This is a genomic window from Ancylomarina subtilis (assembly GCF_004217115.1).
Classification (GTDB): domain Bacteria; phylum Bacteroidota; class Bacteroidia; order Bacteroidales; family Marinifilaceae; genus Ancylomarina; species Ancylomarina subtilis.
The window spans coordinates 519,438-541,313 of sequence record NZ_SHKN01000002.1 but is presented as its reverse complement, the minus strand read 5'-3'; the positions used below and the strand labels follow the sequence as shown (position 1 = coordinate 541,313).

Below are 21,876 nucleotides of genomic sequence, written 5' to 3'. Positions count from 1 at the left end.
CTACTACTACTACTACTACTACTACTACTACTACTACTACTACTACTACTACTACTACTACTACTACTACTACTACTACTACTACTACTACTACTACTATCAAAGATATCAAAAATTGATTGAAGCCATATCACAGATTCTATAATAAGTCATTCAACTTTAAAACTTAATCGTGTAAGTAGCCTCTCCCAAACAGATAAATCGATATGTCGTTTCTCTTTTAAAGAATCCGAGTTCCACAATAAAATATCTATTCTAAAAAAAGCCTCAATCGGTTAATCAAATAAAGTCATTTCAGTCAAAATTTATATTTTAAAACGTATCAACACGACCTGACACATGCTCCTATGTGAGTAAAAATGGGCACTACATGAAATAATAGAATTCAAATACAAAATTTAAATTTGAAAATAGAACAAACAAGAATCGAAGACAAACTAAACATCTTATTGATAAATAATGCTTTTTAAGAGACTGAATACATGAACTTATATAGATATTTTATAGATTTGCTCACTCAAAACTATTTAGAATTAGAACAAAAAAACATAAAATGGATCTTTTTAAGCCTATGAACTTAGAGGAAAAAAAATCGACTACACCTGAAGGTGATATAGAAAGAGTAAAATGTCTAATTATTGGATCTGGTCCTGCGGGTTATACTGCTGCTATTTATGCTGCCAGAGCTAATCTTAGCCCGGTACTGATCGAAGGATTACAACCTGGCGGGCAATTAACAACAACAACTGAAATTGACAACTTCCCTGGTTATCCCGATGGTGTTACAGGTGTTGAAATGATGGCTGATCTAAAAAAGCAAGCTGAACGTTTTGGGACTGATTGTCGTTGGGGCATTGTTACAGAAGTTGATTTTTCATCATACCCACACAAAGTTGTGGTTGATGGTAACAAAACAATTGAAGCTGAATCGGTCATTCTAGGAACAGGTGCAACGGCCAAATATTTGGGTCTGGAATCTGAAACCACATATGCCGGATCAGGTGTATCTGCTTGTGCAACTTGCGATGGTTTCTTCTACCGTGGTAAAGATGTCGCTGTTGTTGGTGGTGGTGATACTGCTGCTGAAGAAGCCACTTATCTTGCAGGTTTGTGTAATAAAGTCTACTTAATTGTTCGTAAACCTTATTTACGTGCATCTAAAGCGATGCAAGATCGAGTAAACCGAACAAAGAATATCGAAGTTCTTTACGAACACAATACAAAAGAAATTACCGGTGATGGTGTTGTTCAGGGCGCTACTTTAATCAAGCGTCTTGGCGAAGAAGATGAGCAGGAAGTTAAGATCAGTGTTGATGGATTCTTCCTTGCAATTGGTCACACGCCAAACTCTGATTTCTTTAAGCAATACGTTACAACTGACGAAAACGGCTATGTTGTGACTGAACCAGATTCTACCCGAACGAATGTTCCTGGTGTTTTTGCTTGTGGCGACCTTAAAGATTCAGTATACCGTCAGGCTATTACCTCAGCAGGTTCTGGTTGTATGGCAGCAATGGATGCTGAAAAATTTCTTGCCGAGCGCGAGTAATTCACATTACGATCTAAAGAATTTAAACGCTATCAATTTATTTTGATGGCGTTTTCATTTTTAACGTACTCGGATTAAGACATAAAAAAACGTCCTGATAAAGGACGTTTATATTTAACTTCTATTTATGAACGATTACCATAATTTGAATTTGCTTTGGGCTACCGGTTTTTTCGCAGCGACTTTTGGAACTTCTGAATCCAAAATAGAATTAATATAGCTCATGCATTTTCCACAACCTGTATTAGCGCCAGTATATCGTCTAATTTCTTCAATCGTTGTAGCATTCTTCTCATGAATCGCTTTATCTATAGTATCTCTATCAACCATCTGACAGTTACAAACAATATCTCTCATTATATCTTTTTATATTCTAAAATTAAACTTTGCTTAGAAAAGTTAGACCACATTATTGTCACAATCTCTTACGCCTTCTCTGTTGTGACAAAGATACAAAAAAAGACTCGCTATTTTTAACGAGTCTATATAAATATTATTGATCTATGGATTGAAACTTACAATTGATTTTCCATGAAAATCTTCATATTTCGATACATATCAATGACAACATCACTTTTAGGCAAGGTTTCAAAAATGGCTTTTATATAGCTTTTTTCACTCACCATCTTAAAACTTCGTTTATATTTCATGTCAAAAATCCAGGACATCTGAAATAATTTCAAATCATTTAAGGTCTCAACATCCTCGCGACTGGCAACTTTTTCAGCCATAATATCCTTGGAAATCTTCTTCGCGATTCCCGGCATGTCTTTTAGTTCCATGTCCAAATGTCGGTTTGGATGAACCTTTTTGTGCGTATAATAATCCGAAACAATTCGTAACACATCAATTCGATCTGCATCGCGAAGCAAATGAATAAGTGCTAGTGAACGCTCATCAGACATCTTTGGCAAGATGTTTAAATCGTGCATTTTCACACAGTCAATTATCAAAGCCTTATCAGCTTCTTCCAAATCGTTTAATACATTATGCGCTTCAATCACATCCAATCCTATTTGAATATGATTGGACTCTTCATTATCTGCATAAGTACCATGTTCTACCAACTGCACAAATCGTCCAACATCATGAAGAAGAGCGGCTGTTTGAAGCAGAAATAAATCTGATTCTTCAACATCTATACTACTTCCCAACTCTCTCACATTTTCAACAACACGCGAAGCATGTGTTTTTATTAGATCGATATTGATCTGAATTTCATCGTCTTCGCAAAAAAACTCGGAAGCATATGAATCATACCAAGTACTAATCTTATTATAGGATTCTTCTATCACTTTAATTTTATTTGATAATCGCTGCAAATCTACACCTTTTCCTTAAAATCCAAAAGGATTTTTAAGGATGTACTTCTCTATTTCAATTTCACAATAACAAATCAAATCGTAGATCTCTATTAATCCATCTGTTAGGCGAACAGTAAGCCATGAGAGTACTTCAACAACCCAAAATTAAAAAATGAAATATCCTTCGTATTGAGCCTTTAGAAAGAATTGTTTCTTTATTTTTTCATCAAATACATGTATCTCAAAGCGCAATGACACAATCCATTTAAAGCAAAAGCAGGCGCCAATCTTAATTTTAGCTTATTTTTTTGTGAACTAAACCGTTAAAAAGTCCTATTTTCGCAGCAGGATTAAAAAGTCTTCATTCGAAAGAGATAAAAACAGTTTCTAAAAAAGATGTTTACAGAAAAAGAGTTTGATTTTTTGATTATTGGTAGCGGATTGGCTGGACTTTATGCAGCGAATTGTGCCGCTAAGCTGGGACGCGTGGTTCTTGTAACCAAGGCAGAGCTCAGTGTTAGCAACTCCTATTATGCTCAGGGCGGTATTGCAGCCGTTACAAATTCAGACGACTCGCCTGAATTACATCTAAAAGACACATTTGAAGCCGGTCGTGGTTTATGCGACTATCCACCGGTAAATATACTTGTAAACGAAGGGCCGGATCGGATTAAGGATCTTATCGAAATGGGAATGCAATTTGACACGCTTGAAGGCGAGTTATCAAGAGGCCTTGAAGGCGGTCATCTTCGCAGAAGAGTTCTCCATGCCGGCGGCGATTCTACAGGGAAAGAGCTGGTTAAATTTCTGACTGAAAAGATCCTCAGCAACAAAAACATTGAAGTTTTGGAAAACCAAATGGTTTACAAACTATTATGTAAGAACAAGCAATGCTTTGGCGCACTTACATATAAACCCGATGATGGCAGCAACCTTAAAATTATGGCTAAACATACTTTTTTGGCCATGGGAGGCGCTTCAGCAATCTATCAACGAACCACCAACCCCAACACAACAGTTGGCGACGGTATTGCCTTAGCTTACGCCGAAGGTATCGAAATTGCTGACATGGAATTTGTTCAATTTCACCCAAGTGCTTTCTACTCTGAAGATGGAAATACCTTTTTAATCAGCGAAGCTGTTCGTGGTGAGGGTGCACATCTTTACAATAAAAAGGGCGAACGTTTTATGGTTGACAAACATGAGCTGGCCGAACTAGCCCCAAGAGATGTGGTTGCACGTTCCATCTTCGAGCAAATGCAAACCCATAAGGATAAATTTGTCTACTTAAGATTAAATCATCTTGATGCCAACAAGATTAAAGATCGTTTCCCTACACTTTATAAGAAGTGTGCTGACTTTGGTGTTGACATGTGCACTCAAGTCCCCATTGCTCCTGCTGCACACTATATGGTAGGAGGAATTAAAACAGGGCTGAATGGTGAAACAAATATTGCCCACCTTTATAGCTTTGGCGAACTCGCCTCTTCGGGCGTAATGGGAGCAAATCGACTGGCATCAAACTCATTATTAGAATGTTTAGTCTTTGGCAAACGAGCAATCACACATGCTGCCAAACAAACAACTGAAACAGATAGTCCTGATTTCAACGAAAAAGAACTGTATTGTAATTCTGAACTCGAGGGAAAATTTCTGAAAAAGGTCAATGATATGGCAAATATCATGAATACAAACCTAGGGATTGTTCGTACTCAGGCGGGAATGATTCAACTCATCAATTCAATCGAATTGATTAAACAAAATTTCCCTTTCGAGAAAAATGAATATTACAGTACCCGACTGCAAAACTTGTTGCAAGTTTGCCAACTTATGACAAAAGCTGCACTTGAAAGAAAAGAGAGCCGAGGTGGTCATATCAGAACTGATTTTGAAAAAGAAAATAGCGCTTATATAGCCCATTCAATACAAACAATAAACAAAGACTTGCGCTTTGTACCTATCGAAAAATAAATAACACAAATATAAAAATGGAAGGAACCGGACTAAACTCAGAGGAAGTCGATTTCATTATAGATCACGCCTTTCGAGAAGATATCGGAAGTGGCGACATAACCAGCAACAGCTTAATTCCTGAAAGCACAACCGCAAAGGCAAGTATGACTGCAAAGGCAGATGGTGTGATTGCAGGATTACCAATTGCAAAAAAAGTATTCGAAAAATTAGACTCAAACCTAATTTGGAAGCCAATCGTTAAAGATGGTGACAGAGTTAAAAAAGGCGATTTGATTGTTGAAATTGAAGCCAGTTTCAGAGCTTTACTCACTGGAGAGCGTCTTGCTCTGAATCTTTTACAACGTCTATCAGGTATTGCCACAGAAACGGCTAAATATGTAAAAGAAGTTGAAGGCACCAAGGTTAAAATATTAGATACCCGTAAAACGGTACCTGGTCTTCGTACATTTGATAAATACGCTGTAAAAATGGGCGGGGGAACCAATCATCGAATTGGACTCTTCGATCTGGCTATGATCAAGGACAACCACATTAAAATTGCCGGAGGCATAACCAAAGCTGTTGCTCAGGTTCGAAAAGCCATTCCTGCCGATATTAAAATAGAAGTTGAAACAACAACTCTTGAAGAAGTTGCTGAAGCTGCTGATGCGGGTTCTGACATTATCATGCTGGATAATATGAGCAACGAAATGATGACAGAAGCTGTAAAACTGATTAATGGCAGATGTCTTGTTGAAGCCTCAGGAAATATGAATATTCAGCGTTTAAAAGGCGTTGCTGCAACCGGAATCGACGTAATTTCAGTCGGTGCACTCACCCACTCTGTTATTGCTCTGGATATCAGTCAGAATATTTGCCAAATATAATCAGACATCAAGATGAAAAAACAAGAAATAATCAAGCAAATAGAAGACTTGAAGGCAAAGAAGAATGCGGTTATTCTTGCACACTATTATACCGATACCGATATTCAGGATTTAGCTGATTATATTGGAGATTCACTAGGTTTAGCTCGACAAGCTTCGAAAACCACTGCAGATATTATTGTATTTTGTGGGGTTCATTTTATGGCTGAAACGGCTGCGATTACATCACCTGATAAAAAAGTTTTAATCCCGGCTCAACGTTGCGGTTGCTCTTTGGCTGAAAGCATAACAGGTGCAGATCTTCGCAAATGGAAAACAGCTAATCCAGATGGTCTGGTTGTTTCATATGTTAATACCACTGCCGAAGTTAAAGCCGAAACGGATTATTGTTGCACATCATCAAATGCACTGCAAGTGATCGAACACTTGGGTAAAGATCAAAAAATATTCTTCACTCCGGATAAAAACCTAGGCGCTTATTTAAATAAGAAAACCGGCTATAATATGGAACTGTGGGATGGTGATTGCTGTGTGCACGAGAGAATATCTTCGGATATGGTTTTGGATATGCATCAACAATACCCTGAGGCTGATATTTTGATTCACCCGGAAAGTAACTGTTCTGGTGATGATATGATTTTAGCTCATCCTAAAACATTCTTTTATTCTACGGCGGGAATTATTAAACACGCTAAAGAATCAGATAAAAAACAATTTATTATTGCAACTGAAAAAGGTACCCTTCATCAACTACAGAAAGAAAATCCTGATAAGGAATTCATTTTGGTTCACCCAAAAGTAATTTGTGGATCGATGAAAAAAGTGACTCTGCAAAGCCTGTATGAGGCCTTACTTCATGAACAATATCAAGTTGTGGTTGATCCTGAAATCACAAAAAAAGCTCAACTCTCTATAAACAGAATGTTAGAGATTGGATAAATTCATCAAGCCTTGTCAAATTTGACAAGGTTTTTTTTTATGCTTAAAAGCCTACTTTTAAGGATTATTTAGATCAATTCTTAAGATGAACTAAAGTGAAAGTAGCTAGAAAATGATACCTTTATTTGGTTTTAAAAATATTGCATTTACCCGGTAATATCTTTAAACGAAACCTATTGCTAACCACACACAAGACTCATCTATGTCTAAATATTTTACTCAATTAATACTCCTTATTCTAACCTCAATAATAAGCTTGTCCTTTACAGGACCGACTGAAAATACAGATTCTATATCGAATCATCTATCCAACCAGTTTCTTAAATTCGAAAAAAGCAATAAAGACTCCGCTTTAATTTATGCACATCGCCTGATCAGGCATGCCAAATTCAATCACCAAGATAGTTTGACAATCAGATCAACTCAAAATCTAGGCTGGTTTCATCTTGATAATCATCAATTGGATTCTGCTCTATATTATCTGGATATTGCTCTTAAAGATTCAGAAACACATAATTTCCCCAAACTGTCAATCCGATCACATCTCATATTAGGATTTTACTATATCGATAAATCGGATCGCAAAAAAGCCATTGAGCATTATAAAACAGCACTCAATTTGGCTAAAAAACATCATGTATTCAACTATGAAGCAATCACATATAACGAACTTGGCAATACTTACTGGGAAGAAGGCTATATTCAAAAAGCACTTCAAGCTTTCTTAAACGCCAATGAAATTATTGAAAAGAACAATATTGAGTCGCTGAAAATAAATACACTTGTCAATATAGCTAATATTTACATTGCAGATAAACAATGGACAAAAGCTCTTATTAAACTAAACGAAGTTTTAAAACTATCAAAAGAAGAGAAAAACACATACAATCTAGCAGTAGCAAATAACAATATAGGAACCATATATGAAGCTCAGAAAGATTATACAAAGGCACTGATCTACTACCTAAAATCTCTGGAACTACGCAAAGGTGAAGAAATTAATATTGGCCTTACATCTAATTATCACAATTTAGGCTCTGTAAATTATGAACTTGGTGACTATGAACAAGCCATTTATTTCTTAAACAAATCTTTAACATTAGCAAAAAAAATCAACTCAAAAACCGATTTCATCTATAACTATGAATACCTGGCAAAAGTTTACATTAAGACAAAAGAATTTAAGAAAGCTGCTAATTATCTCGCAAAAGCGACTCGACTAGCTGAGGAACTTGGCTTTATCAACAAAAGACTTGACTTAGCCAAAGTACAAACAGAATACTATCTAGAAACAGGACAATTAAATCGGGCAAAGAAAGCCTTTTTAAACTATGATTCTTTAAAGAATGATTTTCTTGATAATGAAAAAACAGAGCAGATTATCAAAATGCAAACTCTGTATGAAACAGAGAAAAAAGAAAAAGAAAACGATTTATTAAAGGCACAAAATCAACTATCACAACTCAATCTTGAAAAAGAAATTCAACGTAAAGATCAAGTTATTTACGGTCTTATTGTGACACTAATTCTGCTAATCGTTATTATTATACTGTTACGTAATATGACGAAAGCCAACAAAACAATTAAAAACATCAACCTTAAGCTTGAAGATTCGAATGAGCAACTTAAAATAATCAACAAAACCAAAGATAAATTCTTTTCAATTATTGCCCATGATCTCAGATCGCCTCTCGGAGCCATACTCAGTTTCTCAAACCTGATTCACGACGAAAGCAATTCATCTCAGGAAATTAGTCTTATAAATGAATACAATACCTATCTCAATCAGTCTGCTCGTAATCTGAATTCTCTGCTTGAAAACTTATTGCAATGGTCAAAATCGCAACTTGGCAACATGAAATATCAGGCTATCGATTTCAATCTTTCAGAAATTGTACAAGAGAATATTGAAATTCAAAAACTAAAATCGAAAGAGAAGTCGATCACCTTTACTTCAAAGTTGAATCCGAACATCCACGTTTTTGCAGATGTTAATATGGTGAATACAATTATTCGGAATTTGTTTAGTAACGCCTTGAAATTTTCATATCCAAAATCTGAGATTATTATTTCAACACAACTTAATGGCGATACCATTCAACTGTCAGTACAGGATTTTGGTGTGGGGATGAATACCGACAAACAAAGCAAACTCTTTAGTATAGATAATAATACATCCACTCTTGGGACCAAACAAGAAACAGGAACCGGATTAGGGCTAATCCTATGCAAAGAATTTGTAGAAGCAAACGGTGGACAGATCTGGATTGAGAGTGAAGAAAAAAAGGGTTCTACTTTCACGTTCACCCTTCCTTTATCCAAAAACTTATCTAATTAGTCTGAATTTCGGCAATCAATAAACTCAGGTCTTTTACGCCTTGTGTGATGGAGGGTGCTGAAAGAGTTGCCCCTGATATACCATCAATATCCTTATTCATTTCCATCGATTCGCCTCTGGTTTTTCCGATAAACTGTTTTAACCATGAACGTGACATGATTTCACCTCCATAAGTCGATCGGTAAACCAGCACAACAACTTTCTTAATAAGAAGTTGTTTGTCGAATATAACCATATAATCAAAGTAATCTTTTTTCCCTTTGGAGGACGCAAAACAAGCAAAACCCAATTCTTCTCCTCCCGATCTTAAGGCAGAAACTTTCACTTTTTTTATCGAAGCATAACGGGTTGCCAACTCTTCTGACAATTCCATATCGCTCAATTCAATAACCTTATTAGGGTATAGCTTTATCAAGGTTTTATCAATCTTCTTCTGAACTGATTTTGGAAACTGACTGGCATTCACAACAAAACCACAAATCATAAGACAAATAACAATTACAAATTTTCTCATAACAAGATATTAAACCGCAAAATTGCGAAGTGAATGGACAAACCATTCTCTTCGCAATAATTAAATGTATATATAAATTCATGATTCAATTAGAACCAAACACCAACTCCAAAGTTTACAAAGTGAGATTTAACATCGTTTCCATCCTTTGAATTCTGATAATCTGCTTTCACGACAGCACCTTTAGCCAAGTGGTAGCTCAAACCAACAAACAGGTCTTGACGATCATTTGCTTTATCAGCTGTTTCACCTGCAGCCATTTTATGCTGAGTGTTATAATTTTCGTAGCGAACAAATGGAACCAAAGCTTGCTCTTTACCATGTAGTAAATCGTAACCTGCCTCAATATAATACCCCATCATTTGCTTACCCAAATCAGCACCTTCAGCAACATTATTATACTCATCAACATTATTCAAGAATGAATGAATGTACTGTCCTTTTAATTGAAGTGCATCAAGCTTATAACGGAGATCGAGCCCAACCATACTGATACCAATACGAGTCGAATCAGCATAATTCTCAGCAATGCTATCATCCTTGTCTAAACCATCGAATGCAGACGACTGAGTTTTACCAAAGTATCCTGAAAGACCTATATTTAAACCTTTAATACCATAATAATCAACCTTGGCTGACAATGAAGGTGAAGTAAAAGTTGACTCAGCACCTTTTTGACGACCTTTACGTAAACCATCCTTAGCTCTAAGTTTACTCGATCCGTCAAAACCATTGAAACCATTCATGATATACATTTGGTATTTTAAAGGTGCATTAGCCAAGCGACCGTTAATACCAAAACCAATTTCTCTCCAGGTAGTCGGAACAATATTTTTGTCAACACTTGGTCGTTCAACACCATTAAATGTAGTTGGCTCATGATACTCATTAACAATACCCATTGGGATCAACATCAAACCTGCACGTAAACTTGTGTTTGGTCTAACATTATAGTTTAAGAAGGCTTGCTCAACAGCCACTTCAGAAACGTGTTCAAATTCAAGCTCAGTAACAAATGATGTCTTATCATTAAATTGATATCCAAAAAACATCACCATACGATGCACATCCATTTTACCGTTGTAACGTGTCTGTCCACTCACTTGCTGGTTGTAGTGAACTTCGCCGTAACCACCAATACTTAATTTCTCGTCTTTTACCTTTTCCAAGATAGTCGTTCCAATACTTTTATACTGATCAACATTTTCCTGAGCTTTTAATCCGAAAGCAACAGCTACGGCTGCAAAAAACAATAATCCTTTTTTCATTTTTTATATTATTTAGTTGTAATCGTTTTTAAACAAAAATTAACATCTTTTTGACACCGCTAAACTAGATCTAATCTGAATAAACAGAAATACCTAGATGTAGGTATTTTTAAAGGATCTAAATAATCCACCTCTAAACACATCCAAAAATCGATATATTTTTATACTTTCGCTTATATAATTACATCAAAACAGCAGGCATGAATATCACATCATATATACAGCAATTTGCTTACGATTTCATTCAGATTTTAAATGAAATGTCGCCCTATTTAATGCTAGGTTTTTTCTTTGCAGGGGTGCTAAAAATAGCTTTCCCACAAAAATTTATCGATCGATATTTAGGTCAAAAAAATGGTCGGTCAGTCCTAAATGCCTCACTATTGGGAATTCCTCTTCCATTATGCTCATGTGGCGTTATACCGACAGGTATTTCATTTTATAAGAGTGGTGCGAGTAAGGGATCTTCTGTTTCTTTTCTAATCTCAACCCCACAAACTGGGGTTGATTCCATATTGGTTACCTATTCGCTATTGGGACTCCCCTTTGCCATTATTCGCCCAATAATTGCTCTAATTACCGGTTACGCAGGTGGCATGCTGGCAAATCGTTTCGATAAACAAGATAATGGAGTCGAAACAACTAAAACAGCAGAAACAGAAAGCTGTTGTTCTGAAGAATCAGCAGAGTCAAAACAAGACTGTAACTGCGGTGATTCTTGTGAAACCAAACCAAGCAAACAAAATTCCAAATTGCATACCATGTTCAAGTATGCCTTTGTCGATTTCCTTCAAGACATTTCGAAATGGTTGATCATTGGCTTGGTATTAGCTGCCCTAATTTCTGTTCTGATACCGGATAATTTCTTTGCGAAATTTATTGGGAACGATTTCATTGGCATGTTAGTCATTCTACTTGCCTCTATCCCCCTATACATTTGTGCCACTTCTTCGGTTCCTGTGGCTGCAGTCCTGTTGATGAAAGGTGTTTCTCCCGGAGCAGCTTTAGTTTTTCTAATGGCAGGCCCGGCTACAAACGCGGCTACAATAACAGTTTTAAATAAGGTATTGGGCAGAAAAACAACTTTGGCATATTTAAGCTCCATCATCTTAGGAGCACTCATTTTCGGTCTGTTAATCGACTATGTTCTCCCCCGAGAATGGTTTACCTTAACAGGGCTACACACTCATATGGGGGCTCACGAGGGGCATTTTTCTTTACCTGTCTGGTTACAATGGGGCAGTTCGATTACGCTGACACTTTTAATCATTAATGGTTACATACAAAAGTTCCTTTTAAAACGTAAAAAACTGTCTCCTACCAAAACAAAAACCGAAACTGAAGATTATTTAATTGCCGTATTGGGTATGAGTTGCAACCATTGCAAAAACTCCGTTGAAAAACATGTGGGTGCACTGTCAAATATTAAATCTGCTGAGGTTAATTTAGAACAAAAACGACTTCACATTCAAGGTAAAGATATTGATCTGTCTCAAATTCAAAAGGAAATTGAAAGTTTGGGATTTGAATATGGTGGGATAATTGAAGATTAACTCATAAACGCAGGATTATATCAACAGCATACAAAAAAAGACAGCCTGATGGCTGTCTTTTTATATGGTAAGTGTAAGTAAAATTTGAGGATAGACTATTTCCATCCCCCTCCAAGAGCCTGATACAATTCAACAACTGCATTCAGCTGCTTGAATCTGGAATCAATGGTATTGATTTCAGAAGACAAGGCATTCGATCGGGCCGTCAACACTTCTAAATAAGTTGTATTGGCATAGCCTCTGTTTAATAGCTCTTCAGAAAAACTAACTGCTTCGGTTAGAGCCTGTAATTCATGTTTTCTTATTTCGTATTTTTCTTTCTCTATCTGATAGGTATAAAGGGCATCAGACACCTCTTTACCAGCAATCAACAAAGCTCTTTTAAAATTGTAAGTGGCTTCTTTCTGCTGAGCTTTAGAGACCTCGTACTGTGTTCTTATTTTTCGCTTATTAAAAAGCGGTTGTGTTAAGTTTCCAACTAAATTACTGAAGATAGAACTGGTATTGAACCAATTGTCAAAACTGATACTCTCCAGACCAGCTGATGCACTCAAACTAATACTGGGATAAAAATTACTGTGTGCCACATTTCGAAGTTCAAAAGCATTCATCAGCCCATACTCTGCCACCATTACATCCGGTCTGTTTCTCAATAGCTGAGCAGCAAAACCCGTTTTTAAATCAACTGTAATGACCTGATCATCCAATCTTCCACGCTCAATGCTTCCCGACTCCTTGCCCAAAAGCAAACTCATCGTATTTTCCAAAAGCTTTACGTTACGCTCCAAATCAAGTAATAAAATCTGAGTTGAATAAAGCTGAGCTTCAGTTTGTTTTACTGCTGTTTCAGTCACTCGGGCTGCTGCTTTTAAGCTTTGCATGGTTTTTAAACTTTCCGTACGATTGGCCACCGTTTGCTTGGCCAATTCAACTTGAGCATCCAAGGCAATCAGTTGAAAATAAGCCGATGCGATTTTCGCAACCAGTGTGCTCTCAACAGCTCTCCGGGCAGCCTCACTTTTAAGGTAGGAAGCCTGTGTTGCTCGCTTTTGACTTCGGATTTTGCCCCAGATATCTGCTTCCCAGGAAAGACTTCCGGTCAACTGGTAATTCTCATAACTGGGTCCATTTCCACCTGCAGAAACACCAGATAGACTATTGTCCGACGCTTCGAATTTTCCCCCATTGGCACCCAAACTCAGACTAGGCAGAAAGCCCATCTTTCCTTGTTTGTAATAAGCTTCTGAAGCCCGAACACGTTCTATTGCCATCATCAAATCAAGATTATCACTTAATCCTGTCTTAATAAGGGTTCTCAATTTTGAATCTGTAAATAAATCCTCCCAAGGCATCTGAGCCAAAGTCGTCGAATCGTTTGTCGAAATATCTCGATACAAATCCTCGGTTTCAATTTCCGGACGCTGGTATTGTTTAGCTACAAAACAAGACTGAAGGCTCGAAGCAACAATAAGCATCAGCAACAATCGGTATATAATAGTTTTCTTTTGCATTTGATTATAGTTTGATTTTGACGATAGGGCCTCCTGATTTAAGGAAACCATATCGTCACTCATTCTTATCTTAAACGTTTAAACCTGACTCATTTCATGTTCTTTAGAACAATCAACTGCCTTTGGTTCGGTATCATTAAGTTTGGGAGCTCCCGTTATTTTTTCCTGAATATGCTGAAACACAACAAAAAAGACAGGAATTACAAAAACACCAAACAGGGTTCCAATAAGCATGCCTCCTACAGCCCCTGTACCAATAGAGCGGTTTCCAACTGCACCCGCACCCGTTGACAACATCAATGGCATCAGGCCAAGAATAAAGGCAAAAGAAGTCATCAGGATCGGACGCAATCGCGCTTTAGCCCCTTCTACTGCAGCCATAGGAATACTCATCCCCTCACGTCGCCGTTGCAAAGCAAACTCAACAATCAGAATCGCATTTTTTGCCAACAAACCAATCAACATGATCAGGGCAACCTGAAAGTAAATATTGTTGTCCAAACCAACCATATTGATGAAAAAGATACTTCCAAAAATACCAATCGGCAATGACAATAGAATTGAGAAAGGCAATATATAAGATTCGTACTGAGCCGATAAAAGGAAATACACAAAGATCAAACTCAGAACGAAAACAATAATTGCTTTATTTCCTGCTTTCTGCTCTTCACGAGTCATCCCCGAAAATTCATAACCATAGCTCGCAGGCAATACTTCTGCAGCCACCTCTTTTACAGCCTGAATAGCATCACCCGTACTGTAACCCGGATTCACATTACCATTGATGGTTGCTGAATTGAAGAGATTGAAACGGCTAACCACATCAGGACCATTCACCTTGGTCATTTGCACAAACTGACTGACAGCAACCAGTTCGCCCTTACCATTCTTGATAAAGATGTTATTAAGCGATTCAGCAGTAGCCCTATCCTCAGGATCAGCTTGAATCATAACGCGGTATTGTTTTCCAAATCGGTTGAAATCAGCTGCATACCAACTACCGTAATACCCCTGCAAAGTCGCAAACAATCCATTGACAGAGATTCCCGCCTCTTTCACTTTCTCAACATTAACATCCATTTCATACTGAGGGAATCCTGTGTTGAATGAGGTAATAGCATACTTAATTTCCGGACGCTGATTCAAGGCCATCAAAAACTTATTGGTATTAGCCATCAAACCATTAAAACTTCCATTGGTTTTGTCCTGCAATTGCATCTCGAAACCGTCTGAATTACCAAAACCTCTCACCGTTGGTGGTGTGAAAAATAAAATTCGAGCCTCAGCAATACCTGCTGTTTTGCCAAATAATTGTCCCACCACAGCCTTAACCTTCTGATGATCTTCCTTACGCTGATCCCAGGGTTTTAACTTGATTACCGCAAAAGCCTTTGAGCCACCACGGGTGCCACTTAGTAAACTAAATCCATTAACAAACATACGGGTATCAACAACATCCATTTCCTTAATAATGGCATCTACTTTATCTGTCACTTCAACCGTACGATCCAACGTACTCCCTGGAGGCAAGGTAATATCACAAAAAATCATCCCCTGATCCTCATTGGGAATAAAACCAGTTTGAGTGGTCTTAAACATCCAGCCAGCCATAACGACAAATACCACAAGTATTAAACCGGACAACCATTTTCTGTTGATTAGGAAGCGAACCGAATTGGTATATCTATCGGTCACCGCATCGAAACCCGTATTAAATGAAGTATAGAAACGACTCATTAGTCCCTTTTTGTGAGCCTCACTTGGATTATGGGGTTTCAACAAAAGGGCACATAGCGCCGGACTTAAAGTCAATGCATTAATAGCCGAAATAACAATGGCTACCGCAAGTGTTATAGCAAATTGTTGATAGAAAGCACCCGTAGGACCTTCGAGAAAGGAAACAGGTACAAAAACTGCCGCCATAACAAGCGTAATCGAGATAATTGCTCCTGTAATTTCACTCATGGCAGAAAGCGTTGCTTTCTTCCCGCTTTTAGCACCCGCATCGAGCTTGGCATGCACAGCCTCGACCACCACAATGGCATCGTCAACCACAATACCAATAGCCAATACCAAAGCAAACAGCGTCAGCATATTGATTGAAAATCCGAATAATTGCAGGCAAAAGAAAGTCCCAATAATGGAAACAGGCACAGCAATAGCTGGAATTAAAGTCGAGCGAAAATCTTGTAGAAACAAGAAAACCACCAAAAATACAAGAAGGAATGCCTCAATCAAGGTCATGATTACATGATGGATGGAAGCATCCAAGAACTCATTGGTATTAAAAGGGATAACATACTTGATACCTGCAGGAAAATCCTTTGATGAATTTTCAAGTACTTTCTCAATATCTTTTACAATCTGTTGCGCATTGGATCCTGCCGTTTGATAAACCGCCATAGCCACTGAAGGATTGCCCGCCGTTTTATTTGTTATAGAGTAATTGAAGGCACCCAATTCAACTTTAGCCACATCCTTTAATCTCAAAAAGTTGTTATTCCCTTCCGATCGCAAGATGATATTCTCATATTCAGAAACTTCAGAGAATTTCCCCTTGTAGCGAATCACATACTCAAAAGACTGAGACGAATTCTCGCCAAACTTACCCGGAGCAGCTTCAATATTTTGTTCATTTAATGCATTTGCAATATCCTGTGGAGACAAACCATAAACAGCCATCTTCTCGGGATTTAACCAAATTCTCATCGAATAATCGCGTGAACCAAATACTTTAGCATCCCCCACACCATTGATACGTTTGATCAAGGGGATCATATTGATACGGGCGTAATTCTCAACAAAAGTTGCATCTAAATCCTGATTTTCAGAATACAGGGAGAAAAACATCAAAACACCATTCTGCACCTTTTCGGTGGTCAACCCGTTTTTGATTACCTGTGAAGGCAATTTGCTGTTGACCGTAGCCACACGATTCTGCACCTTTACCGCAGCAATATCAGCATCGGTACCCAATTCAAAATATACGTTGATTGTAGCCGAACCATCATTACTGGAGCTGGACGACATATATGTCATCCCCTCCACACCATTTACAGCCTCTTCAATGGGAACAACAACCGATTTCAAAACGGTTTCGGCATTGGCACCCGGATATGAAGTTGAAATTTTCACTGTTGGTGGTGCAATCTCAGGAAATTGCTGAACGGGAAGGGAGGTCAATCCCAAAATTCCCAAAATGACAATTAATATTGAAATAACAGTCGATAATACCGGCCGTTCTATAAATTTTTGAAACATTATATACCTTTTTAGATAATTATAATCAGTTGATCATTCAGGATTATTTGTCAGATAAAACTTCTTTGTTTGAACCTTGCTGAACGGCTAATCCAATAGGATTGGGTATAATCTGCATGCCTTCTCTCAGCTTGATTAATCCATCATTTACAATAACTTCACCAGCTTTTAAACCGCTTTGTACAATAATCTGATCACCCACTGTTTCCGAGACAATGACTTCTTTTGATTTCACTTTATCTTCAGTCCCAACCACATAAACAAAACGCTTACCCTGCAATTCGAAAGTTGATTTTTGTGGCAAAAGAATTGCACTACTGATTTGAGTTGGGAACATTATTTTACCACTATTACCATTACGTAGCAATCGGTCTGGGTTTGGAAATATAGCGCGGTAATTCACACTTCCGGTTCTGGGATTCACCATCCCATTAATCGTTTCGATTTTCCCTTTGTACTTATACAAACTGCCATCAGCCAAATACAATTCCACCTCAGGCATTTTCTCAATTTTCTCTGACATACTATTGCCACCCAATCTTCGAATGAATTCCAAAAGTTGTTTTTCATTCATTGTAAAGTAGGCATATACATTCTTAATATCAGAAACAGTCGTTAAAGCTTGAGCCTCATTTCGGCCAACCAAACTCCCCACTTTATAAGGGATACTACCAACAATACCATCCACAGGGCTGGTAATTATAGTGTATTCCAAATTTTCCTTGGCATTTAAATAATTAGCCTTTACCGCACTCAATTGAGCCTTAGCTGCATTCAATTTACTGCTTGCTGTTTTCAACTCGATTGAACTAACAATATTTTTCTCAACCAAAGGTCTAATTTTCTCCAACTCAACCTGTGCGACTTCAACCTGAGATTTTGCGACCTCAATATTTGCTTGAGCAGCATTAAGTTGTTGGTTTAAAGTTTCAGCACTAAGTTTGAATAAAAGTTGTCCCTTTTTTACTGTAGCTCCTTCGTCAATGTATATCTTTTCAATAAAGCCATCTACTTTTGAACGGATCTCAACATTTTGTTCGCCTTCGATATTCGCTGCATATTTTTTATAGACGGTTACATCTGACTTTTCAAGGGTCTGTACCTGAAAAGGTGCTGCCTTGTGTGCCATCTGGGGTTTCTGTGTTTTATTACATGAAGCCAGAGCCAATAAAGCTGTGCCAAGAATTATTAAATATTTACCTTTTACCATGATTGTTTTTAGATTATATAGATTTAATTAAAAGCAGTTCGTTTAGTTCGTTAAACAACGAACCTTTGAAACACAAAAATAAATACAGCAAATCTGTATCTAAATTATAGTGTCTGATATTAACTGATTAGTCTTGATTTATAAGACAATTCGCTTTTACATTTTCTTTTAGTGTCTCCAGAAGGGATAACGAATTTGAAAGAAAATCAAGATAAGGATAAGACTTAACCTCACTTGTATCAGCATCCAGTTCATTGATTTCTTCTCTAAAATCAATAATTTCCTTAACGATCTGATATTCTTTTCGGTATTGAGTCAATTCCTCATCAACACGTGCCAAAAATGACTCCGGCGACATAATAAAATACTTCTTACGATCCCCGGGTTTTGTAAAAAAAGTGAGCATTCCCCTATTCATCAACAACTGTACGTTGGTTGAAATAGTACTCTTACTGGCAGAAAGAAAATGGACCAATTCGTCGAAGGTTATACCTGCGCCCTTATTAATAAACAAACTGGCAAAAATACGGGCTGCAATAGGAGGCAAATTCTCCTGACGCTCCATAAAGAGACCAAATTTCTCTACCAATTCCTTTTTGCGTACTTCCAAGCTCTTATCTGAATTCATATTTTTAATATTTAATGATGCAAAGATACGATTAGTTCGGTTGCATCCGAACTAACAAGTGTTAAAAAATGAAAAAAATACAAGTCAGTCCACAAAACCAGCGAATAACAGAAAATAAAAATCCAGATTAATCTGTCAAAACTAAGCTGGATTCATCATTACCCGATTATATTAAAGCAAAACATCTACATTAAAAGCCTCTTTATTTATAGGTATCTAAATACAATTGTTCAACCTGCTCTCTGGCCCAAGGCGTTTTTCTAAGAAATTTCAAACTCGACTTAATCGATGGATTAGACTGAAAACAACGAATTTGTATTCTATCGCCCAATTCTTTCCAACCATAAACGACGTGTAGATATTCCAAAATATCAAGCAATTTAACGCCATGAAGCGGATTGTTAGGCTGTTCATCTTTAATCTTATTATTCTCTTCCATCTACTTAAAATATTGGTCTCAGGCAATCTTCATTATTCTTTCCATACAAATGTAAGGAAAGAAAACATCAATCTTTTATTCTTAATAAATAAGATTCCTATTATACATTTTGCATTATTAACGAAATAAAACAGTAATGCTTTCCCAATTCCCCAAAACGAAAATTAATCAGGAGACTGAAATACAAATAACGACATTATCATCTTTTTATCCATTTATACAACACTCGCTCGAACAGAGCATAAATCACTAATAACATTAACATTACACCACAACTATCATCCCAAAAATCTCATAACATTTGGCCCAACACAACTTTTAATTACTAAGATTAATAAGGTAAGCTCTCATTTTTTATTTATATTTAGACTGCTTAATTCAAAATTACGCATCAGTTAACCACACTTGCCTATCAAAAAACAGGCTCTTTACTGAGCATAATTTTTAATCAAAACCCTAACTATGACCAAAAGAATAACACGAGTTCTTGTAGCCAATAGAGGTGAAATCGCCCTAAGAGTTATGAGATCATGTAGGGAAATTGGCATTCAGACCATTGCGGTTTATTCTGACGTTGATCGAACATCGATGCACGTTAGATATGCCAACTATGCCTACCCCATTGGAGAAGCTCCATCAAATCAAAGCTACCTTAATATCGATAAGATTATTGAAGTGGCTAAAATATCAAAAGCTGACGCCATACATCCTGGCTATGGATTTTTAAGTGAGAATGCTGAATTCTCAAAAAGATGTCAGGAAGAAGGCATCATCTTTATAGGTCCTACCCCTGAGATTATCTCTACAATGGGGGATAAAATTACGGCCCGTACCACGATGATTAACTCAGGTGTTCCGGTTGTCCCCGGTACCAAAAAAAATCTTGAAGATGATGAAATGGCCCTTAGAGTTATTAAAGAAGTCGGTCTTCCTGTTATGATTAAAGCCTCGGCAGGAGGTGGTGGAAAAGGAATGAGAATGGTCGATAAGGAAGAAAATATTTTAAGTTCTCTTCGTGCTGCCCGCTCCGAAGCCAAATCTTCATTTGGTGACGATTCTGTTTATGTAGAAAAATACATCTCCTCGCCTCACCACATCGAGTTTCAGATTCTTGGTGACCAACACGGTAATGTCATTCATCTTTGCGAAAGAGAATGTTCGGTACAACGTCGACACCAAAAAGTTGTTGAGGAAACCCCTTCTCCATTAATAACGCCTGAACTTCGGAAAAAAATGGGGCAATCTGCAGTTGAGGCTGCCAAAGCCGTGAATTATCACGGAGCGGGAACCATAGAATTCCTGGTTGATAACGATCACAACTATTACTTCCTAGAGATGAATACCCGACTTCAGGTTGAACATCCCATCACCGAAAGGGTAACCGGCTACGACCTTGTAAAAGCACAAATTCATATTGCTGAAGGGCGCCCTCTGGAAATCAAACAAGAAGATGTATTCCAGTTTGGACACTCTATAGAATGTCGAATTTATGCGGAAGATACCGACAACAACTTCATGCCAAGTCCAGGGCTGATTACACACATTACTGAACCCATGGGGCTTGGTGTCAGAACCGATGGCTATGTTTATGAAGGCTACGAGATTCCCATTCATTACGACCCTATGATTTCGAAACTTGTAATTTGGGCAAGAACCCGAGCTGAAGCTATAGAAAGGATGAGTCGTGCTTTATTCGAATACAAAATTACGGGCGTTAAAACCTCAATCAAATTTCTGGAACGAATTATGGAATGCCCCGATTTTAAGGAGGGAAAGTACGATACGCACTTTATTCCCAACAACGAAGAATTTCTAATGGCTCCGGACACAGCAAAAAGTCGTTTTGAGGATCTGGCCATTGTCGCCGCATTTCTCGACTATAAGGACAAACTTAAAAATGCACCCGGCAGCAATAATATTTCATCCGGCACCAAATGGAAAGAATTTGGTCGAAGATCAGCCATGCATAGAGCGAATAAAAATTAATCCACTTATTAAATATAGATTATGTCACTAGAAATCAAACTGGGCGATAGAATTGCCAAAGTCGAATTGCTAGCAGAATCAGGCAATCAGATAAAAATAATGGTGGATGATAATGAATACGATCTGGATTGTTACCAGGTTGAGAAAGGAATTTACTCCATTCTATTCAAAGGTCGTTCGTACAATGTTGAGCTGATTGATACAGATTCTCCCAAGAAATACGCAGTCAATACCTTTTATCATTCGTATGATGCCGAAATTATTGATGCTGAAACCAAATATTTACAGGCACGAAAAGGTGGTAATTTGCTAGACGAACAAAGTACCATTACATCACCTATGCCTGGAAAGGTTGTTAAAATCCCCGTGAATCTGGGCGATGAAGTCAAAAAGGGCGACACCCTTATTATCATTTCAGCAATGAAAATGGAAAGTGAATACAAAGCGGGGAAAGATGGAATCATATCTGAAATTTTTGTCAGCGAAGATGATACAATCAAGGCCAATCAGGCTTTGGTCCATATCGAATAAATCAG

Annotated in this window: 17 protein-coding genes; 8 read left to right on the top strand and 9 right to left on the bottom strand. The window is 37.5% G+C overall.

Translation table 11 applies throughout. From position 1 onward, the window contains the following. The first annotated feature begins 553 nt into the window (after positions 1–553). The gene (trxB, locus tag EV201_RS13220) at positions 554–1,549 is read left to right on the top strand and encodes a thioredoxin-disulfide reductase (RefSeq protein WP_130308106.1); all 996 of its coding nucleotides are present in this window, start codon (positions 554–556) and stop codon (positions 1,547–1,549) included. 135 nt (positions 1,550–1,684) lie between these two features. Here trxB and EV201_RS13215 read toward each other — a convergent pair whose 3' ends face one another. Continuing rightward, positions 1,685–1,906: a (2Fe-2S)-binding protein gene (locus tag EV201_RS13215; protein WP_130308105.1), complete on the bottom strand. Its 222-nt coding sequence runs from the start codon at positions 1,904–1,906 to the stop codon at positions 1,685–1,687. Positions 1,907–2,064: 158 nt separating this feature from the next. Next, positions 2,065–2,844 carry an HD domain-containing protein gene (locus tag EV201_RS13210; RefSeq protein ID WP_165389656.1) on the bottom strand — a complete coding sequence of 260 codons (780 nt, stop codon included), beginning with the start codon at positions 2,842–2,844 and terminating at the stop codon, positions 2,065–2,067. A 405-nt stretch (positions 2,845–3,249) separates the two neighbouring features. Between EV201_RS13210 and nadB the strand changes: the two genes are divergently transcribed. The 4 genes from nadB (at position 3,250) to EV201_RS13190 (ending at position 8,970) form a co-directional block, all read left to right on the top strand. After that, positions 3,250–4,824 (top strand): L-aspartate oxidase, encoded by a 1,575-nt coding sequence (nadB, locus tag EV201_RS13205; protein ID WP_130308103.1) that lies wholly within the window; start codon positions 3,250–3,252, stop codon positions 4,822–4,824. A 17-nt stretch (positions 4,825–4,841) separates the two neighbouring features. Then, positions 4,842–5,693, top strand: coding sequence for a carboxylating nicotinate-nucleotide diphosphorylase (gene nadC, locus EV201_RS13200; protein ID WP_130308102.1), 852 nt, complete (start codon positions 4,842–4,844; stop codon positions 5,691–5,693). 12 nt (positions 5,694–5,705) lie between these two features. Further along, complete coding sequence (gene nadA / locus EV201_RS13195; protein ID WP_130308101.1) at positions 5,706–6,632, top strand: quinolinate synthase NadA; 927 nt, start codon at positions 5,706–5,708, stop codon at positions 6,630–6,632. Positions 6,633–6,834: 202 nt separating this feature from the next. Then, positions 6,835–8,970: an ATP-binding protein gene (locus EV201_RS13190; protein WP_130308100.1), complete on the top strand. Its 2,136-nt coding sequence runs from the start codon at positions 6,835–6,837 to the stop codon at positions 8,968–8,970. Here EV201_RS13190 and EV201_RS13185 read toward each other — a convergent pair. After that, positions 8,963–9,484, bottom strand: coding sequence for an FMN-binding protein (locus EV201_RS13185; RefSeq protein WP_130308099.1), 522 nt, complete (start codon positions 9,482–9,484; stop codon positions 8,963–8,965). The genes EV201_RS13190 and EV201_RS13185 overlap by 8 nt on opposite strands. 89 nt (positions 9,485–9,573) lie before the next feature. Beyond that, positions 9,574–10,752, bottom strand: a complete 1,179-nt coding sequence (locus EV201_RS13180) for a hypothetical protein (protein WP_130308098.1) — start codon at positions 10,750–10,752, stop codon at positions 9,574–9,576. Between the two features lie 200 nt (positions 10,753–10,952). Between EV201_RS13180 and EV201_RS13175 the strand changes: the two genes are divergently transcribed. Next, a complete protein-coding gene (locus EV201_RS13175; RefSeq protein WP_130308097.1) occupies positions 10,953–12,305 on the top strand; it encodes an SO_0444 family Cu/Zn efflux transporter in 1,353 nt (450 codons plus the stop codon). 95 nt (positions 12,306–12,400) lie between these two features. Here the strand turns inward: EV201_RS13175 and EV201_RS13170 are convergent, their stop codons facing one another. The 5 genes from EV201_RS13170 to EV201_RS13150 all read right to left on the bottom strand — a co-directional run bounded on the left by EV201_RS13170 (position 12,401) and on the right by EV201_RS13150 (position 19,354). After that, positions 12,401–13,816, bottom strand: coding sequence for an efflux transporter outer membrane subunit (locus EV201_RS13170; protein WP_130308096.1), 1,416 nt, complete (start codon positions 13,814–13,816; stop codon positions 12,401–12,403). A gap of 78 nt (positions 13,817–13,894) precedes the next feature. Beyond that, complete coding sequence (locus tag EV201_RS13165) at positions 13,895–17,077, bottom strand: efflux RND transporter permease subunit (protein WP_130308095.1); 3,183 nt, start codon at positions 17,075–17,077, stop codon at positions 13,895–13,897. Between the two features lie 43 nt (positions 17,078–17,120). Continuing rightward, on the bottom strand, positions 17,121–18,287 hold the full coding sequence (locus tag EV201_RS13160) for an efflux RND transporter periplasmic adaptor subunit (protein WP_130308094.1): 1,167 nt from the start codon (positions 18,285–18,287) through the stop codon (positions 17,121–17,123). Between the two features lie 127 nt (positions 18,288–18,414). Further along, positions 18,415–18,915 carry a GbsR/MarR family transcriptional regulator gene (locus EV201_RS13155; RefSeq protein WP_130308093.1) on the bottom strand — a complete coding sequence of 167 codons (501 nt, stop codon included), beginning with the start codon at positions 18,913–18,915 and terminating at the stop codon, positions 18,415–18,417. Between the two features lie 202 nt (positions 18,916–19,117). Next, complete coding sequence (locus tag EV201_RS13150) at positions 19,118–19,354, bottom strand: VF530 family protein (RefSeq protein ID WP_130308092.1); 237 nt, start codon at positions 19,352–19,354, stop codon at positions 19,118–19,120. A gap of 462 nt (positions 19,355–19,816) precedes the next feature. Between EV201_RS13150 and accC the strand changes: the two genes are divergently transcribed. Then, positions 19,817–21,340 (top strand): acetyl-CoA carboxylase biotin carboxylase subunit, encoded by a 1,524-nt coding sequence (accC, locus tag EV201_RS13145; RefSeq protein ID WP_130308091.1) that lies wholly within the window; start codon positions 19,817–19,819, stop codon positions 21,338–21,340. Between the two features lie 21 nt (positions 21,341–21,361). Next, the gene (locus tag EV201_RS13140; RefSeq protein WP_130308090.1) at positions 21,362–21,871 is read left to right on the top strand and encodes an acyl-CoA carboxylase biotin carboxyl carrier protein subunit; all 510 of its coding nucleotides are present in this window, start codon (positions 21,362–21,364) and stop codon (positions 21,869–21,871) included. Positions 21,872–21,876 lie beyond the last annotated feature (5 nt).

Coding starts and splice junctions, on each gene's coding strand:
- nadB (WP_130308103.1), top strand. CDS start 3,250: ATGTTTACAGAAAAAGAGTTTGATTTTTTGATTATTGGTAGCGGATTG.
- EV201_RS13190 (WP_130308100.1), top strand. CDS start 6,835: ATGTCTAAATATTTTACTCAATTAATACTCCTTATTCTAACCTCAATA.
- EV201_RS13175 (WP_130308097.1), top strand. CDS start 10,953: ATGAATATCACATCATATATACAGCAATTTGCTTACGATTTCATTCAG.
- accC (WP_130308091.1), top strand. CDS start 19,817: ATGACCAAAAGAATAACACGAGTTCTTGTAGCCAATAGAGGTGAAATC.
- EV201_RS13185 (WP_130308099.1), bottom strand. CDS start 9,484: ATGAGAAAATTTGTAATTGTTATTTGTCTTATGATTTGTGGTTTTGTT.
- nadC (WP_130308102.1), top strand. CDS start 4,842: ATGGAAGGAACCGGACTAAACTCAGAGGAAGTCGATTTCATTATAGAT.
- trxB (WP_130308106.1), top strand. CDS start 554: ATGGATCTTTTTAAGCCTATGAACTTAGAGGAAAAAAAATCGACTACA.
- EV201_RS13155 (WP_130308093.1), bottom strand. CDS start 18,915: ATGAATTCAGATAAGAGCTTGGAAGTACGCAAAAAGGAATTGGTAGAG.
- EV201_RS13170 (WP_130308096.1), bottom strand. CDS start 13,816: ATGCAAAAGAAAACTATTATATACCGATTGTTGCTGATGCTTATTGTT.
- nadA (WP_130308101.1), top strand. CDS start 5,706: ATGAAAAAACAAGAAATAATCAAGCAAATAGAAGACTTGAAGGCAAAG.
- EV201_RS13160 (WP_130308094.1), bottom strand. CDS start 18,287: ATGGTAAAAGGTAAATATTTAATAATTCTTGGCACAGCTTTATTGGCT.
- EV201_RS13140 (WP_130308090.1), top strand. CDS start 21,362: ATGTCACTAGAAATCAAACTGGGCGATAGAATTGCCAAAGTCGAATTG.
- EV201_RS13150 (WP_130308092.1), bottom strand. CDS start 19,354: ATGGAAGAGAATAATAAGATTAAAGATGAACAGCCTAACAATCCGCTT.
- EV201_RS13165 (WP_130308095.1), bottom strand. CDS start 17,077: ATGTTTCAAAAATTTATAGAACGGCCGGTATTATCGACTGTTATTTCA.
- EV201_RS13180 (WP_130308098.1), bottom strand. CDS start 10,752: ATGAAAAAAGGATTATTGTTTTTTGCAGCCGTAGCTGTTGCTTTCGGA.
- EV201_RS13215 (WP_130308105.1), bottom strand. CDS start 1,906: ATGAGAGATATTGTTTGTAACTGTCAGATGGTTGATAGAGATACTATA.